15 protein-coding genes are annotated in these 15,039 nt (G+C 67.2%); 10 read left to right on the top strand and 5 right to left on the bottom strand.

Annotation, left to right across the window (positions count from 1 at the left end; genetic code table 11):
• Positions 1–20 precede the first annotated feature (20 nt).
• Positions 21–197: a hypothetical protein gene (locus NA11_RS45515; protein WP_167837586.1), complete on the top strand. Its 177-nt coding sequence runs from the start codon at positions 21–23 to the stop codon at positions 195–197.
• A 3-nt stretch (positions 198–200) separates the two neighbouring features.
• The gene (locus NA11_RS43760) at positions 201–1,145 is read left to right on the top strand and encodes a CorA family divalent cation transporter (RefSeq protein WP_084654243.1); all 945 of its coding nucleotides are present in this window, start codon (positions 201–203) and stop codon (positions 1,143–1,145) included.
• A 1-nt stretch (position 1,146) separates the two neighbouring features.
• Here the strand turns inward: NA11_RS43760 and NA11_RS06825 are convergent, their stop codons facing one another.
• On the bottom strand, positions 1,147–2,022 hold the full coding sequence (locus NA11_RS06825; protein ID WP_069160902.1) for a metal-dependent hydrolase: 876 nt from the start codon (positions 2,020–2,022) through the stop codon (positions 1,147–1,149).
• Between the two features lie 316 nt (positions 2,023–2,338).
• Here NA11_RS06825 and NA11_RS06820 point away from each other — a divergent pair, with 316 nt between their 5' ends.
• Entirely contained in the window at positions 2,339–3,241 is a 903-nt protein-coding gene (locus NA11_RS06820; RefSeq protein WP_218023254.1) for a S1C family serine protease, read from the top strand.
• Between the two features lie 12 nt (positions 3,242–3,253).
• Here the strand turns inward: NA11_RS06820 and NA11_RS06815 are convergent, their stop codons facing one another.
• Positions 3,254–3,949: a TVP38/TMEM64 family protein gene (locus NA11_RS06815; protein WP_167837585.1), complete on the bottom strand. Its 696-nt coding sequence runs from the start codon at positions 3,947–3,949 to the stop codon at positions 3,254–3,256.
• 182 nt (positions 3,950–4,131) lie between these two features.
• Here NA11_RS06815 and NA11_RS06810 point away from each other — a divergent pair, with 182 nt between their 5' ends.
• From NA11_RS06810 to NA11_RS06790, 5 genes are all read left to right on the top strand, one after another.
• On the top strand, positions 4,132–6,021 hold the full coding sequence (locus NA11_RS06810) for a methylmalonyl-CoA mutase family protein (RefSeq protein WP_084654241.1): 1,890 nt from the start codon (positions 4,132–4,134) through the stop codon (positions 6,019–6,021).
• Complete coding sequence (gene scpA, locus NA11_RS06805) at positions 6,021–8,309, top strand: methylmalonyl-CoA mutase (RefSeq protein WP_069160898.1); 2,289 nt, start codon at positions 6,021–6,023, stop codon at positions 8,307–8,309. Before NA11_RS06810 ends, scpA begins: the two co-directional genes overlap by 1 nt.
• A complete protein-coding gene (gene meaB / locus NA11_RS06800; RefSeq protein WP_069160897.1) occupies positions 8,306–9,364 on the top strand; it encodes a methylmalonyl Co-A mutase-associated GTPase MeaB in 1,059 nt (352 codons plus the stop codon). Before scpA ends, meaB begins: the two co-directional genes overlap by 4 nt.
• Before the next feature lie 82 nt (positions 9,365–9,446).
• Entirely contained in the window at positions 9,447–9,839 is a 393-nt protein-coding gene (locus tag NA11_RS06795) for a nitroreductase/quinone reductase family protein (protein WP_084654279.1), read from the top strand.
• 325 nt (positions 9,840–10,164) lie between these two features.
• Positions 10,165–10,635 (top strand): hypothetical protein, encoded by a 471-nt coding sequence (locus NA11_RS06790; RefSeq protein WP_084654239.1) that lies wholly within the window; start codon positions 10,165–10,167, stop codon positions 10,633–10,635.
• A gap of 7 nt (positions 10,636–10,642) precedes the next feature.
• Here the strand turns inward: NA11_RS06790 and NA11_RS06785 are convergent, their stop codons facing one another.
• Positions 10,643–11,137 (bottom strand): MarR family winged helix-turn-helix transcriptional regulator, encoded by a 495-nt coding sequence (locus NA11_RS06785; protein ID WP_069160896.1) that lies wholly within the window; start codon positions 11,135–11,137, stop codon positions 10,643–10,645.
• A 115-nt stretch (positions 11,138–11,252) separates the two neighbouring features.
• On the opposite strand from NA11_RS06785, the gene NA11_RS06780 reads away from it, so the two are divergent.
• Entirely contained in the window at positions 11,253–11,894 is a 642-nt protein-coding gene (locus NA11_RS06780; RefSeq protein WP_069160895.1) for an NAD(P)-dependent oxidoreductase, read from the top strand.
• A 499-nt stretch (positions 11,895–12,393) separates the two neighbouring features.
• Here NA11_RS06780 and NA11_RS06775 read toward each other — a convergent pair whose 3' ends face one another.
• Positions 12,394–13,269: an amidohydrolase family protein gene (locus NA11_RS06775; RefSeq protein WP_069160894.1), complete on the bottom strand. Its 876-nt coding sequence runs from the start codon at positions 13,267–13,269 to the stop codon at positions 12,394–12,396.
• Positions 13,262–14,314 carry a nucleoside hydrolase gene (locus NA11_RS06770; protein ID WP_069160893.1) on the bottom strand — a complete coding sequence of 351 codons (1,053 nt, stop codon included), beginning with the start codon at positions 14,312–14,314 and terminating at the stop codon, positions 13,262–13,264. The genes NA11_RS06775 and NA11_RS06770 overlap by 8 nt, the downstream gene beginning before the upstream one ends.
• Positions 14,315–14,426: 112 nt before the next feature.
• Here NA11_RS06770 and NA11_RS06765 point away from each other — a divergent pair, with 112 nt between their 5' ends.
• Complete coding sequence (locus NA11_RS06765; protein ID WP_069160892.1) at positions 14,427–15,011, top strand: TetR family transcriptional regulator; 585 nt, start codon at positions 14,427–14,429, stop codon at positions 15,009–15,011.
• Positions 15,012–15,039: the final 28 nt, after the last annotated feature.

Genomic DNA, 15,039 nt, shown 5'->3' with positions numbered 1-15,039 from the left:
GGAGCTCCGCCATGGCGATCATGTTCAAGAGGGGTGAAACACCGCACCGTGCACCGAATCTGGAGCGCCAGGCGATCTGGTTCACCATCGGTCTCTACCTGCTGATCAGTGCCGGACTGCTGACGATGCACTATGTGCACCCGCAGGGCCCGGTCGGCTCGTCGTCGGTGTCGCCTGCCCACTCCAACGGGCGGTAGCGGATGCCTTCCGTCAGCAGTGCCGTGACCGGTGATCGGTTCGATACCGAAGTCCTGCAACAACATTGGATTCCCCTGGCGGCCGCCGACGCCGATACCGCCGCCGTGCTGCGCGAGCGGCTCGGCGTCGACTTCGCCGCGGCCAAGCAGCGGGTCTGGGAGACCGACAACTTCCTCTACCTGCCGGTCGTCGCCAACTACAAGCAGGGCGACGCGATCGAACGCGAGACGATCGTGTTCGCGCTCGGCGCCGAATTCCTGGTGACGCTGCAACCGGACGAGCACTTCATCCCGTTCGACAAGGCCATCGCGAAGATGCGCAGGAACCCCGCTCTCACCGGCTCCGCGCACGGCGTGATGTACGCGCTGCTGTGGGCCTTGAACGAGGCCTCCGAGCGGGTCATCTACTACGCCAGCGACGCGCTGGAGGCGATGAACGACGAAATCGAGATGGCGACGATGGGCCACGACCAGCGCGGCCGTGAGATCGGCGTCGCGGACATGCGCGGCACCATGTCGCGGATGAACGCGGCCGAGGAGATCGTCTCGCGCACCCAGGAGACCCAGCTCCAATTAGCCCGTGCCGCACGGCATCTGATGGCCGATATCACCGTGCACAGCGCCGAGCTGGAGAGCCTGATCGCCATCCTCATCGCCGACATCGACGGGGTGAAACAGCATGCGGGCTTCGAACACGACAAGGTCCGCTACCTGCAGCAGTCGGTGATGACTTGGCTGGACGTCAAGCAGAATCAGATCGTGAAGGTGTTCACCATCATCACCGCGGTCTTCTTGCCGCCCACGTTGATCGCCACCTTTTACGGCATGAACTTCACTTGGATGCCCGAACTCGAATGGCAGCACGGCTTTTTGGCGACCACATTGATGACCTTGGTTGCCGCGGTCATCCCGTTGGCCTACATCAAGCGAAAAGGCTGGCTGCGCTGACCTATTTCAGGTGATCGACCAGATCGCCGTCGTTCCCGAAAAGCTCTGCGCGCCAGCGCTCCAACAGCTCGGTGGTCTCGATGTCGTCGGGATGGAACCCCGGCCGCAGATACAGCGCCAGCTCGCGGCCGATGCCGCGGAAGATCGGTCCGCGGAACAGCGTGACCATCTCCTTGGCCAGGCTGAGCGGATAGCGCCGGGCGTCAGGATCTCGGCTGAGTGAGACGGTCAGGCCGACGGCGGTGAGCGGGAGGGTGAGCGCGAGCAGTGTCGCCATCGTCAGGATCCGCATCGCCTCCGTCCCGTCCATCGCGCGGTACAGGTCGAAGGCCACCGACTTGTGCTCGAGCTCCTCGAAGGCGTGCCAGTTCATGAGGTTTCGCACTTCGGGATCGCCTGCGAGCGCCTGGACTTCGGGCTTGGCCAGGGTCCGTTCGGCCAGCACCGCCGTGTAGTGCTCGGCGGCCGCCGTTGCCGCCAGGTGCAGCAGGGCGGGCAGTCGCTCCTCGATCCGTTTGGACCGTTCGATCGCGGCGGGCGAGTCGTACCACTCGATGGGGTAGCCCATTTCGGCGAGTTTCTCGTTGAGCTGGCGATGGTGGTGGCCGTGCGTGGCCTCCTGGCCGATGAATCCGGTGACGCGCTTCTTCAGCTCCGGATCGCCGATCTGGTCGGCGAACCGGCGCACCGATCGGATGAACGATTCCTCGCCCGGCGGGAAGGCCGCCGAGAGTCCGGCGATGAAGTGGCTGAACACCATGTCGCCGCCCGCGAAGTACTTGGCCATGGGCTCCGGGTCGCCGAATCGGAATCTGATCCGCCTGGCCCGTGGATATCCGGTTGTGCGTGCCCTGGTTTGCACACGGTATTCGGTCATCTCGCACCTCATTGAGCTCCGTACCGTCAGTATGCGGTACTACTAGTACGATACCGTCTGAGACGGTGCCGACAACAGTGCTGCGGCACTCGTTTCGGCAAGTGCGTGGCGAATCCATTGCGCCGCAGACCAGTCCGCGCGCGCAGGCCGCGCAGATGTTCGGGCCGCCCGGATCTTGCTGCAGGAACTGCGGTGACCGCGCAGTCCTGTTGCGCCTGCGGTGAACACAGTGCACACGGCGCCGAGTGCGGGCATGCTGGAGGGGCTGGTTCGAGGCTGGAATGGGTTGGTGGTCAGCGTGGACGACGATGCGGCGATGGATGCCTACTCCCGCACTGTGATCTCGGTGGCCGCGTCGGTCACGCCGCACGTCGCCAGCGTGCGGACCAGGCGAGGCAGCGGCTCGGCGGTGGTGTTCACCGACGACGGCTTCCTGCTGACCAACGCGCACGTCATCGGATCGGCCAGCGGTGGCGAGGTGGTGTTCGCCGACGGGGTGGAGTCCCGATTCGACGTGGTCGGAGTCGATCCGCTGTCGGATCTCGCGGTGTTGCGTTCCCGCAGCGGCGCGCCGGGGGCGGTGACGCTCGGCGACGCGGATCAGTTGGTCGTCGGTCAGTTGGTGGTCGCGGTCGGCAGCCCGCTCGGGCTCGCCGGCTCGGTGACCGCCGGCGTGGTCAGTGCGCTCGGTCGCGCCGTTCCGGTCGCCTCGCGCCGGGCGGGCCGGGTGATCGAGGACGTGATCCAAACCGACGCCGCGCTCAATCCCGGCAATTCCGGTGGAGCACTGTCGGATTCGTCAGGACGGGTGGTCGGGATCAACACCGCGGTCGCGGGTATCGGTCTCGGCCTAGCGATTCCGATCAACACGACGACCCGGCGCATCATCGGCACGCTGCACTCCGAAGGCCGGGTGCGCCGCGCCTACCTCGGCCTGGTCGGCATGCCCGCGCCGCTGCCCGCGCATGTCGCGTCCCGCACCGGCCAGGCGGGCGGGGTGCGCATCATGGAGGTGGTGCGCGGCGGCCCTGCCGAGGAGGCCGGATTGCGGCGCGGCGATCTGGTGCTGAGTGTTGCGCGAGCGGAAGTCCGTGATGCGCAAGGCATTCAACGTCAGCTGTTCTCCGACGCGATCGGCAAGAAACTGCCCGTGACGGTGCTACGCAACGGTGCGATGGTCGACGTGATCGCGGTGCCGATCGAGTTGACGGTGGACTGACGCCGATCCGGCTCAGCGCGCCCGCGGTGTCTCGAGCACCGAAACCGGTTCCGGCTCCGGTGTTTCGGCGGTGTCTTTCCAGCGCGCGTCCACGACCAGACCCAGCAACCCGACGCCGATCAGCACACCAGAGAACACCAGCAGCGCAGGATGGGTGGTGCCGGTGAGCGCGTCACCGAGGATAACGGTGCCGATGGTGCCCGGCAGCACGCCGAGCAGGGTCGCGGCCATGTACGGCCAGAAGCGGATCGAGGACAGCCCGCAGCAGTAGTTGAGCACCGAGAACGGGACCGCAGCGATCAGCCGCAGCGACCCGACGGCGAGCCAGCCGCGCCGCCGCAGGCGATCGTCGACCGCGCGCACGGCCGGATGCGTCAGCCGCGCGGCCACGCGCTCCCGGTCCAGCGCGCGGATCAGCAGGATGGCGAGCGCGGCACTGACCGTCGTGGCACCCACCGCGAGCGCGATGCCGAGCACCGGCCCGAACAGCAGTCCGGCACTGACGGTGAACACGGTGCGCGGGATCGGCGCGACCGTCACGAGCGCGTGCACCACAAAGAACAGCAGCGGAAAGATCGGGCCGACCGTGCCCGCCCAATCCTGGATCTGTTGCGGACTTGGCAGCGGGACCAGCAGTGCGGCACCGAACAGCACGACCACGCCGACCAGCAGCGCGAGTACGCGGGGATCACGGAGCTGCCTGGTCACCGGCGCAAGATTACCGGGTGGTAGTGGTACTGGAGGAGAACCCATCCGGCAGTTGGCGCTAGCATCAGAGGAAACGGGACGAATCCTCGTTAACCAAAGTGGGCGCTGAACTGGGCGAATACGGCGGTTTCGGCGCACGCGACGAGTGCGCCGTCGGTCGAGGGGAAGAGGGAAAGCAAGCTATGCCGATTGCTTCAGAGCCCGGCGCGGGAGCGGAGCCTGCGGAGCGACCCACAGACGCGGGTCCGGTTCCTGAGTTCTCCGCGTGGCGCAAGGGCGTGGCCGGGGTGCTCGCGAAGGTCCGGCGGGTCGAGGTCACCGAGTTGCCCGAGGAACCGGAGCACCTGCTCGATGAGAAGACTTACGACGGGCTGACCGTTGCCCCGCTCTACACCCGCCGCGACGAGCTGCCCGAGCAGCCGCTGCCCGGCGCCTTCCCGTTCGTCCGCGGCCGCGATGCCACCAGGGATGTGCACCGCGGGTGGTACGTGAGCGCCCACTTCGGTGGTGCAGATGCGGCCGAGGTGAACCGGGAAATCCTGGCCGCGCTCGGCAACGGCATCAGCGCACTCTGGCTCGGTGCCGGGGAACGCGGTGTGCCGGTGGCGGATTTGCCAACCGCGTTGTCGGGGCTGCTGTTCGAGCTCGCGCCGCTGACCATCGACGCAGGCACTGCGGCGGCCGCCGCAGCTGCGCAGGTGTTCGAGGTGCTCGACGGCTATGAGGTGGGTTCCCGCAAGGAGATTCAGGTCGAGCTCGGCGCCGCGCCGCTCACCAGCCGGTTCGCCGGTATCTCCGATCTCGGACTCACGGAGACCGTGGCGTTGGCCGCCAACGCGGCCGAGCGGGCCGAGACGGTCCGCGCGATCACCGTGGACGGCACCGTCTTTCACGATGCAGGCGCCTCCGATGCGCAGGAACTCGGCGCCGCCGTCGCGGCAGGCCTGGCCTACCTGCGCGCCCTCAGCGAGCACCTGGACATCGCGGACGCATTGGAGCAGCTGAACTTCCGGTTCGCCGCCACCGACGACCAGTTCGCCACGGTCGCGAAATTCCGTGCCGCACGCCAGCTGTGGGCCCGCGTCGCGCACGTCCTCGGGGCGCCGGACTTCGGTGGTGCGCCGCAGCAAGCGGTCACCTCGGCGGCGATGATGTCCCAGCGTGACCCATGGGTGAACCTGCTGCGCACCACCCTCGCCGCGTTCGGCGCAGGCGTCGGCGGGGCGGACACCGTCACCGTGCTGCCGTTCGATTCCGCACTGCCCGCGGGCGAGCTCGGGGTGTCGAAGTCGTTCTCGGACCGCATGGCTCGCAACACTCAGCTGCTGCTGCTCGAGGAATCGCACCTCGGCTTCGTGCAGGACCCCGGCGCGGGCTCCTGGTACGTCGAGGATCTCACCGCGGCGCTGGCCGCCAAGGCGTGGGAGTTCATGCAGGAGATCGAGGCGGCGGGCGGCTACCCGGCCGCGCTCGATGCCGGACTGCTCGCCGAGCGCATCGCCGCGACCAAGGCGGCCCGCGATGCCGATGTCGCGCACCGCAAGACAGCGGTCACCGGTGTGAACGAGTTCCCCAATCTCGCCGAGAAGCCGCTGTCGGAGGCGGCACGGCAGCCCGGTCGGGTGGCACGCTACGGCGCGGCATTCGAGGAGCTGCGCAACCGCTCCGACGCCTACCTGGCCGAGCACGGTGTGCGCCCGAAAGCGCTACTGGTGCCGCTCGGCTCGGTCGCCGAACACAACGTGCGGGTGACCTTCATCGCGAACCTGCTCGCCTCCGGCGGCATCGAGTCGATCAACCCTGGCCCGCTGGCGGTGGACGGAATCGCCACGGCCGCAGCCGAAGCGGGCGCGCCGATCGCCGTGCTCTGCGGCGCGGACACCAGATACGGCACCGAAGCCGGTGCGGCGGTGGAGCAGTTGCGCGCCGCCGGCGTGACGACGGTGCTGCTCGCCGGTGCCGCGAAAGCGGTCGCCGGACTGAGCGAGTCGCAACGACCGGACGGATTCCTGGCGGCCAAGATCGACGCGGTCGCCGCACTATCCGGACTGCTGGAGAAGGTGGGAGCCTGATGACACTGAGCCACGCCCGCAAACCGGGCGACATCCAGCATCTGATCGGCAGTTTCGCCGAGGTGCCGCTGACCGAGCGGGCGCCGGAGCCCGCCGCCGTCGACACTGCACAAGTCGATGCCTACGTCCGCACGGCGGCCGCCGCCAATCACTATGCGCCAGAGCAGCTGAAGTGGTCGACGCCCGAAGGCATCGACGTGGCACCGGTATTCACCAAGGCCGACCGGGATGCGGTTGCCGCCGAGGGGTATCCGCTCGACAGCGTGCCGGGCATCGCGCCGTTCGTGCGCGGTCCGTACCCGACGATGTACGTCAACCAGCCGTGGACCATCCGCCAGTACGCGGGCTTCTCCACCGCCGCCGACTCGAATGCCTTCTACCGCCGCAACTTGCAGGCGGGTCAGAAGGGTTTGTCGGTCGCGTTCGACCTGGCGACGCACCGCGGCTACGACTCGGACCATCCGCGCGTGCAGGGTGACGTCGGCATGGCGGGCGTCGCCATCGACTCCATCCTCGACATGCGCCAGCTGTTCGACCACATCCCGCTCGATCAGGTCAGCGTTTCGATGACGATGAACGGCGCGGTGCTGCCGATCCTCGCGCTGTATGTCGTTGCGGCAGAAGAACAGGGCGTCACGCCGGAGCAGCTGGCCGGAACCATTCAGAACGACATTCTGAAAGAGTTCATGGTCCGCAACACCTACATCTACCCGCCCAAGCCTTCGATGCGGATCATCTCCGACATCTTCGCCTACACCAGCGCCAAGATGCCGAAGTTCAACTCGATCTCCATCTCCGGCTACCACATTCAGGAAGCCGGGGCGACTGCCGACCTCGAACTGGCCTACACCCTCGCCGACGGCGTGGAGTACCTGCGCGCAGGCATCGACGCGGGCATGCCGGTGGACAAGTTCGCGCCGCGACTGTCGTTCTTCTGGGCCATCGGCATGAACTTCTTCATGGAGGTGGCCAAGCTGCGCGCCGGGCGGCTGCTGTGGAGCGAACTGGTCGCGCAGTTCAACCCGAAGAGCGCGAAATCGCTGTCGCTGCGCACGCATTCGCAGACGTCGGGCTGGTCGCTGACCGCGCAGGACGCCTACAACAACGTCGCACGCACCTGCTTGGAGGCAATGGCCGCGACCCAGGGCCACACCCAGTCGCTGCACACCAACGCGCTCGACGAAGCGCTCGCCCTGCCGACCGACTTCTCCGCCCGCATCGCGCGCAACACCCAGCTGCTCATCCAGCAGGAATCCAACACCACCCGGCCGATCGACCCGTGGGGCGGTTCCTACTACGTCGAGTGGCTGACCCATCAGCTGGCCAACCGCGCCCGCGCCCACATCGCCGAGGTGGAGGCGCACGGCGGCATGGCACAGGCCATCGGCGAGGGCATTCCGAAGCTGCGCATCGAGGAGGCGGCCGCACGCACCCAGGCGCGCATCGACACCGGCCAGCAGCCGGTGATCGGCGTGAACAAGTATCAGGTCGAGGAGGACCAGGAGGTCGAGGTCCTCAAGGTCGAGAACTCCAGGGTGCGAGTCGAGCAGATCGAGAAGCTGCGCCAGCTGCGTGCGGAACGCGACGCGGGTGAGGTCGAGCGCGCGCTCGCCGAATTGTCAAGGGCGGCAGCGTCGTCCGAGGGCGGCATGGCGAACAACCTGCTCGCGCTCGCCATCGACGCGGCCCGTGCCAAGGCCACCGTCGGTGAGATCTCCGACGCGCTGGAGCGCGTATACGGCAGGCACCAGGCCGAGATCCGTACCCTCTCGGGTGTGTACCGGGACGAGGCAGGCAAGGTCACCAACATCACCAAGGCGAGCGAGCTGGTCGAGGAGTTCGCCGAGGCGGAAGGCCGTCGTCCGCGCATCCTGGTCGCCAAGATGGGCCAGGACGGCCACGACCGCGGCCAGAAGGTGATCGCCACCGCCTTTGCCGACCTCGGCTTCGACGTCGACGTGGGCCCGCTGTTCCAGACCCCCGAGGAGGTGGCGCAGCAGGCGGCCGACAACGACGTGCACGTCGTCGGGGTGTCGTCGCTGGCGGCAGGCCACCTCACGCTGGTGCCCGCGCTGCGGCAGGCACTGGCCGATGCCGGGCGACCGGACATCATGGTCATCGTCGGCGGGGTCATCCCGCCCGGTGACTTCGACGCGCTGTACGAGGCGGGCGCTGCGGCGATCTTCCCGCCGGGCACCGTGATCGCCGACGCCGCGATCGACCTGCTGAAGAAGCTCGCGACCGAACTCGGCCACGCGGGCGACGAGGACTCCGCAGGGGCCGAATGAGTGAGGGCAATGGCACTGCCGCCGCCGACGCGGGTCCTCGGCCTGCGCGGCGGGGCAGGGTGATCGATGTCGACGCGCTGGCGCAGGCGGTCAGGGCGGGGGAGCGCGCGGCGCTGGCGCGGGCGATCACGCTGGTCGAATCGACGCGCGCGGATCATCGGGATCTCGCACAGCGGTTGTTGCTCGGGCTGACGCCGGACAAGCAGAGCTCGGCGACTGCCACGGTGTCCAATCGTGTTGGTATCACCGGTGTTCCGGGTGTCGGCAAGTCGACGTTCATCGATGCGCTCGGGATGGACCTGATCGGCAAGGGGCACCGGGTCGCGGTGCTCGCGGTCGATCCGTCGTCCACCAGGACCGGCGGGTCGATCCTCGGCGACAAGACCCGGATGGCGCGACTTTCGGTGGAGCGCAACGCATACATCCGGCCCTCGCCCACCGCGGGCACCCTCGGCGGGGTCGCCAAGGCGACGCGCGAGACCATCGTGCTGCTCGAGGCCGCAGGCTATGACGTGATCCTGGTGGAGACGGTCGGCGTCGGGCAGTCCGAGGTGACCGTCGCCAACATGGTGGACGTCTTCTGCTTCCTGGCGTTGGCCCGCACCGGAGATCAGTTGCAGGGCATCAAGAAAGGCGTGCTGGAGCTCGCCGATCTGGTCGCGGTCAACAAGGCCGACGGCAAGCATGAGCTGGAAGCCAAGTCGGCGGCGCGCGAACTCAGCGGTGCGCTGCGGCTCATCCATCCGCACGACGCACTGTGGCGGCCACCGGTGTTGACCATGAGTGGGCTGGAAGGCATTGGGCTGGACAAGTTCTGGGACACCGTCCTGGAACATCGCCGGGTGCTCACCGATGCCGGGGAGTTCGACGAGAAGCGCCGCAGGCAGCAGATCGACTGGACCTGGACGATGGTGCACGACCAGCTGCTGCGCCGCCTGGCTGACAACCCGAACGTGAAAGCCATTCGGGCAACAGTGGAAAAGCAGGTTCGCGACGGCACGCTCACCGCGGCGCTGGCCGCCGAAGAACTGCTGCGCGCCTTCGACGGACGCTGAGCCGATTGGTGATCGACGGGCCGATTGGTGATCGACGGTCTGTAAGTTGCACTCGGCGTGGTTCGCGGCGAGTATGACCGACATGGCATCGAACAGCTGGCGCATGCGGCTCGACCGGTTCTTCCACCGTCGCCTCGCCAATCCGATCAGCACTCGGACGCCGGGGCAGGTCCTGTTGGAGACCACCGGGCGCAAGTCCGGTCAGCCGCGACGCACACCGGTGGGCGGCAAACAGGTGGGGCGGCAATTCTGGCTGGTTTCGAATCATGGCGACCAGTCCGATTACGTGCGAAACCTGATGGCGGACTCTGCCGTTCGGATTCGCCTCAACGGGCAGTGGCATCACGGCACCGCGCATCCGATGCCGCAGGACGACCCGATCGCCCGGCTGCGCACGCTGCCGAGGATGAACAGTGCGGTGGTCCGTGCCCTCGGTACGAATCTGTTGACTGTCAGGATCGATCTCGCGGACTGATCGTCGTTGCGGCGCTCTGATCAGGGCAGGGCAGGGCAACTGGCAAGTCGCCAGAGCCGCTGGTGCAGTTGCGCGGTCGCCGCTTTGTTTCCCCGGCTGGATGGCTTCAACTGGGCGGATGATATGAAACGCAGGTGATCCGGAAGGTTTGCCGCTGGTCTGCTAGTTGTCGACCGCCGTTGACGCGGAGTAGGCTCGAAGGTTCCTCAGCGGAAGGTTCCTTTCCTGAAGGTTCCCGCCTGGCGACGACGCGGTTGCCGAGGACTCGCCGGCCGACGTGATACGGAGGGCTCGTTCCCTCCGTAGCTCGAAGGAGGTGTGGTCGATGACCGATGACGTGAATCACTGGACGCCTGAACCGCATCCGGTTCGGTCGCATCGGCCTGCCGGACCGGAACCGCCGCCTCAGGTGATCGCGTTTCCTGCGTCGAACGTCCCGGAGTCGGTGCTCGTGACCGTCGGCGACATCGGTTGCACGGCAACCCGGGTGCTGACGCCCTCCGGTGCGCATCCGTTGGCGGGCACCACCTGGATCCTGACCAACCAGACCACGGTGAGTCAGCGCATCCCGTCGTACGCGATCGTGCTCGCGGTTCTGCTCATGCTCGCCTGCCTGCTCGGCCTGCTGTTCCTGGCCGTCCGCGAAGAAGTCATCCAGGGCTTTGTCCAGGTCAGCGTGCAGGGGCCGGATTTCTATTACGCCACCCAGGTGCCGATCAGCGACCGCCGTCAGGTCCTCGACACCGAGCAGCGGGTCAACTACATCCGCGGCCTAGCCGCCCGCCCGGCGGCCTGACTGCCAATCAGGTTGAGTCGCCCAGGGATTCGAGCATGGTGCGTAGATTGCCTGCGAGCTGCTCGCGGTCGGCGGGGGTGAGCTTCGCGAGCAGGCGTTCCTCGGTGGCGACGTGGTCGGGCAGCGCCGCGTCGATGAGGGCGAGACCGGCCTCGGTGAGCGCCACCCGAACGCCGCGGCCGTCGGATTCGCTGCGCGACCGGGTGACCAGGCCGCGTTCCTCGAGGCGATCCAGGCGCTGGGTGATCGCGCCGGACGTGACCATGGCCGAATGCATCAGCTCGGTCGGGGTCAGGCAGTGCGGCGGGTCGCTCCGCCGCAGGGTCGCCAGCACATCGAAGGAGGCGGCGTCGAGATTGTGCGTGGCGAAGGTTTTGCGCAGTTCGGTGCCGACGAGTTGAGACAGCCTGGTCAGCCGTCCGAGCACGGCCATGGGGGAGACGTCCAGGTCGGGGCGCTGCGCCTGCCATTGGGCAAGCACTCGGTCGACGTGATCGGTCACTCCCGCACTCTATCGAATACCTCAACGGTGAGATACCTCATGCCCGGAATTGCTCAGCACTAAGCTATGTTGCTTAGGGCTAAGTAACCAAGAAGGTGTCCGGAGGAGACAAATCATGCGTATCACGGTGTTCGGCGCGACAGGCGACGTGGGCAGCGGAGTGGTGGCCGAAGCGCTGGCGCGCGGCCACGAGGTCGTCGCGGTGGTCCGCGATCCGGCCCGCGCGGCCGCGGTGCCCGCCGCGGCTGAAGTGCGCGTCGGCGATGCCGCCAACCTCGACGACGTGGTAAACCTCAGTACCGGAAAGGATCTCGTGATCACCGCGACCCGCCCGCCAGCAGGTCAGGAGCACGAACTGCCCGCAGTCACCTCGGTGCTGCTGAAGGCGTTGGCACACACCGGCGTTCGGCTGCTCGCCGTCGGCGGCGCGGCAACACTGAACGTCCCGGACACCGACGGCCTCACCCTGCACGAAACCCCGGACTTCCCAGCAGAATTGCGCCCCATCGCCCTCGCCTGCGCAGCACAGCTCGCGCTGTACCGCGCGGAAACGACCGCAGACTGGACCTACCTGAGCCCACCCGCCCTGCTCGTGCCAGGCACCCGCACCGGCACCTACCGCTCGGGCACCGACGACCTGCTCACCGCCCCCGACGGCACCTCAACCATCTCCATGGAAGACCTCGCAGTCGCCCTACTCGACGAGGCCGAAACCCCCGCACACCCCCGCACCAGATTCACCGTAGCCGCAGCCTGACCCTCTCCGCACTCGTTCCGGAGTTGGTCGATTGATCACGAGGTAATGGTGCAGGCATCGCCCGAGAAGCCACCTGCACCATTACCCCCTCGACCCGAAACCACCCCTTGGATCCCACATTCCGGGATCATGGGCACCCTTTCTGGGCATCCACACGGGTTCCGTACGGTTCGCAAGGCGTAGAACTCTTGTGAACCGTACGGAAGGTCTGTGGATCCTCGGGGGCGGCCGCGAGAAGGAGTGCGGATCTCGGTATGGCCGGTGGACGGTAGCGAGAGTTCGACTTCTTTGATCTTGAAAGCTCTCGAGACTGGACCATAGCCAGATGACCCGGCTGGGACGAGAGGTCGCGTGATCGACTGCGGAGGTCAGCCGGGTACGGCAGGCGACGTCACCACGCTAATCCGGTGCATACACCGAGATGCCGTACTTACAGGAGACCGTAGAGCCGGGGAGTCTCTTCCGCTCTTTGCCACGCCTCGGGTCAATGCGGTTTGGGTTATGTGATCGCGAAAAGTTCTGCTGCGTTTTGGTAGCAGACGCGACGGAGCCAGTCATCGCCTAGGTTGAGCTGTTCGAGTACTTGGATCGAATGCTCGTAGGGGTAGGGGATGTTCGGGAAGTCGCTGCCGAACAGGATGCGGTCGCCGACATCGCGGAGCCGGGTGAGTTCGGTAGTGGGGAAAGGGGTTTGGGATTCGGTGAAGTCGGTCCACACCATGGTCGTGTCCAGCCGGAGGTCGGCGTACTGGTCGGCCAGGTCGAGGAAGTCGGAGTAGTCCGGCATGCCCATGTGCGCGATGATCAGGCGGAGGCGCGGGAAGCGTTGCAGTACCGGGGTGATAGGGCCAGGTCCGGTGTATTCACCTGGGACCAGGCCGGATCCGCAGTGGATGACCACTGGGATCGCGGCGTCTTCGAGCAGGCACCAGACCGGATCGAGTAGCGGGTCGCGGGGGTCGAAGCGACCGACCTGCACATGTACCTTGAAGACTCGGGCGCCCTTTTCGATGGCAGCCCTGACGTAGTCCGCGGCCGACGGTTCGGGGAAGAAGGTCGCGGTGTGCAGGCAATCCGGTGTGCGCTCGGCGAATTCGGCGGTCCACTCGTTGAGCCAGGCCGCCATCTCCGGCTTGTGCGGGTACACCAGGGCGGTGAAGGCGCGAACACCGAAGCCGCGCAGTGTCTTCAACCTGACCTGCTCGTCCGCCCGGTAGGCGATCGGCCAGGTGCGCCCGACCAGCGGGCCCGCCGAATCGAAGTAGGCCCACACCTTTTGCATGACCGAGTCCGGCATGAAATGCGTGTGTACATCGATGATTCCGGGCACGCCGAGTCGGTCGCGGAGGTCAGGAAGGTAGTTTTCGTCAGGCATCGGTGTTTCTCTCCGGCGGGTACACCGACCGGGCGAGGTCGCCGACGCGGGCGATCAACCGGTCGAAGAACAACTCCTGGTCGGTGCCGATCACGATGTCGGCGTTGGGTTCCCGGCCCCACATGCCCGCCCAGTCGGCGACGGTGGTCGCGCGCGTCAAGGTTCCGCTGAGCTCGACGTCGACCGTCGCCGGGCGGGTCACCGCGAGGGCGGGGTCGAGCGCGACCGCCGCCGCGAACGGATCGTGCATGTGCGCGAGGTAGCCGAGGTTGTAGAGCTGGTGGAAGTCGAAGTAGAACCGCACCGCGTCGGTGACGTGCCGGATGATCGGATTGCTCGCGGCGGACCTGGCCTCGGGCGGATCGGCAGCCGAAACCGACTCGACGGGAAGGCTTCCGGCGCGCTCGGCCAACTGGGCCAGGTGCTTCGGGTGCATCTCGATGGTCTCGGTGATGTCGAGCGCGCACACGATCGGGCGGCGGTCCTGCGGCGCGGCGGAGAACGCGTCGAAGACCTCCTTGGCCGCTTCCGGGTCCACGTGCACGTTCCACTCGTTGGTCGGCGTGGTGTTGCCGGGATGATTGAACGCACCGCCCATGATCACCAAGCGGCGCAGCAGAGTCGGCAGCGCGGGTTCCAGCCGCAGCGCCAGCGCGAGATTGGTGAGCGGGCCGGTGCACAGTCCGACGATCTCGCCGGGGTGTGCCCGCACCAGCTCGACCCACATCTGTGCGGCGGACCGGGCCGAGAGCGTTCGGGTCGACGCGGGCAGCTCGGCGTAGCCGACGCCGTGCGGGCCGTGCGTGTCCTCGGTGGTGCGCAACGGAATCGCCAGCGGCCCAGCGGCTCCGAGCGTCACCTCGATCTCGGGGGCGCGGCACACATCGAGCCAGGCGAGATTGTTCGCGGCGACCCGCGGCGCGTCCACATTGCCCGCGGTCGAGGCGATTCCGATGATCTCGGCCTCCGGCGAGGCGAGCAGGTAGAGCAGCGCGAGGGAGTCGTCGATCCCGGTATCGACGTCCATGATGATCTTTTGCCGCATCTGACGAGATTAGCGCCGTCGGCGCGGCGCAGCGTCGGCGCGGTCGTTGCGTCGGGCAACGGTTAGCGCAGGCGTCTGGCACAAATGTCTGACAACGTTGTAACCTGGCCGGATGGGAAACCGAGAAGATCTGCTGGCGGGTGCGCGCAAAGCGATCGTGGAGCGGGGCGTGGCCAAGACCACGGCCCGTGACATCGCGGCCGCCGCCGGCGTCAGCCTCGCCGCGATCGGATACCACTTCGGCTCCAAGGAACAGCTGATCACCGAGGCGCTCGCCGACGCGCTCGGCAATGCGATCGGCGACAGCATGGAGGCGATGATCCGCGATTCCGGCGGCACCCCGCTGATCACCGGGTTCACCGAGCTGTGGAATGCGATGCCGCGGGTCTTCGCGGAGAACCGTGACAGCATGGTCGCGAGCATGGAGAACCTGGTGCGCGTCGCCCGCTCACCGGAGTCGAAGAACTTCTTCACCGACGCGCTGCCGACCATCTACCGCGAAATGGGTGCGGCCCTGCGGGAAACGCATCCGGAACTCACCATCGAACAGGCCGAGTCGATCGCCCAGATGTACTTCGTCCTCGTCCAGGGCCTCGGCGTGCTGTGGGTGATCGCGCCGAACGGTGCACTCCCCGACGGCAACCGGCTTGCCGAGGCCGTCTCCGCGCTCGCGGGCGTATCGCCAGGTGCGGGCTAGCCGCAGCCCGTTGTCGCCAGCGAATGCG

It is taken from the genome of Nocardia altamirensis NBRC 108246 (assembly GCF_001612685.1).
GTDB classification, from domain to species: domain Bacteria; phylum Actinomycetota; class Actinomycetes; order Mycobacteriales; family Mycobacteriaceae; genus Nocardia; species Nocardia altamirensis.
Note: the sequence above shows the minus strand (reverse complement) of the source record. Positions and strands in the feature narration are given on the sequence as shown.

Bases quoted from the DNA above. Each gene is read 5' to 3' on its own strand.
- NA11_RS45515 (WP_167837586.1), top strand. From the start codon at position 21: ATGTTCAAGAGGGGTGAAACACCGCACCGTGCACCGAATCTGGAGCGC.
- NA11_RS43760 (WP_084654243.1), top strand. From the start codon at position 201: ATGCCTTCCGTCAGCAGTGCCGTGACCGGTGATCGGTTCGATACCGAA.
- NA11_RS06825 (WP_069160902.1), bottom strand. From the start codon at position 2,022: ATGACCGAATACCGTGTGCAAACCAGGGCACGCACAACCGGATATCCA.
- NA11_RS06820 (WP_218023254.1), top strand. From the start codon at position 2,339: ATGGATGCCTACTCCCGCACTGTGATCTCGGTGGCCGCGTCGGTCACG.
- NA11_RS06810 (WP_084654241.1), top strand. From the start codon at position 4,132: ATGCCGATTGCTTCAGAGCCCGGCGCGGGAGCGGAGCCTGCGGAGCGA.
- scpA (WP_069160898.1), top strand. From the start codon at position 6,021: ATGACACTGAGCCACGCCCGCAAACCGGGCGACATCCAGCATCTGATC.
- meaB (WP_069160897.1), top strand. From the start codon at position 8,306: ATGAGTGAGGGCAATGGCACTGCCGCCGCCGACGCGGGTCCTCGGCCT.
- NA11_RS06795 (WP_084654279.1), top strand. From the start codon at position 9,447: ATGGCATCGAACAGCTGGCGCATGCGGCTCGACCGGTTCTTCCACCGT.
- NA11_RS06790 (WP_084654239.1), top strand. From the start codon at position 10,165: ATGACCGATGACGTGAATCACTGGACGCCTGAACCGCATCCGGTTCGG.
- NA11_RS06780 (WP_069160895.1), top strand. From the start codon at position 11,253: ATGCGTATCACGGTGTTCGGCGCGACAGGCGACGTGGGCAGCGGAGTG.
- NA11_RS06775 (WP_069160894.1), bottom strand. From the start codon at position 13,269: ATGCCTGACGAAAACTACCTTCCTGACCTCCGCGACCGACTCGGCGTG.
- NA11_RS06770 (WP_069160893.1), bottom strand. From the start codon at position 14,314: ATGCGGCAAAAGATCATCATGGACGTCGATACCGGGATCGACGACTCC.
- NA11_RS06765 (WP_069160892.1), top strand. From the start codon at position 14,427: ATGGGAAACCGAGAAGATCTGCTGGCGGGTGCGCGCAAAGCGATCGTG.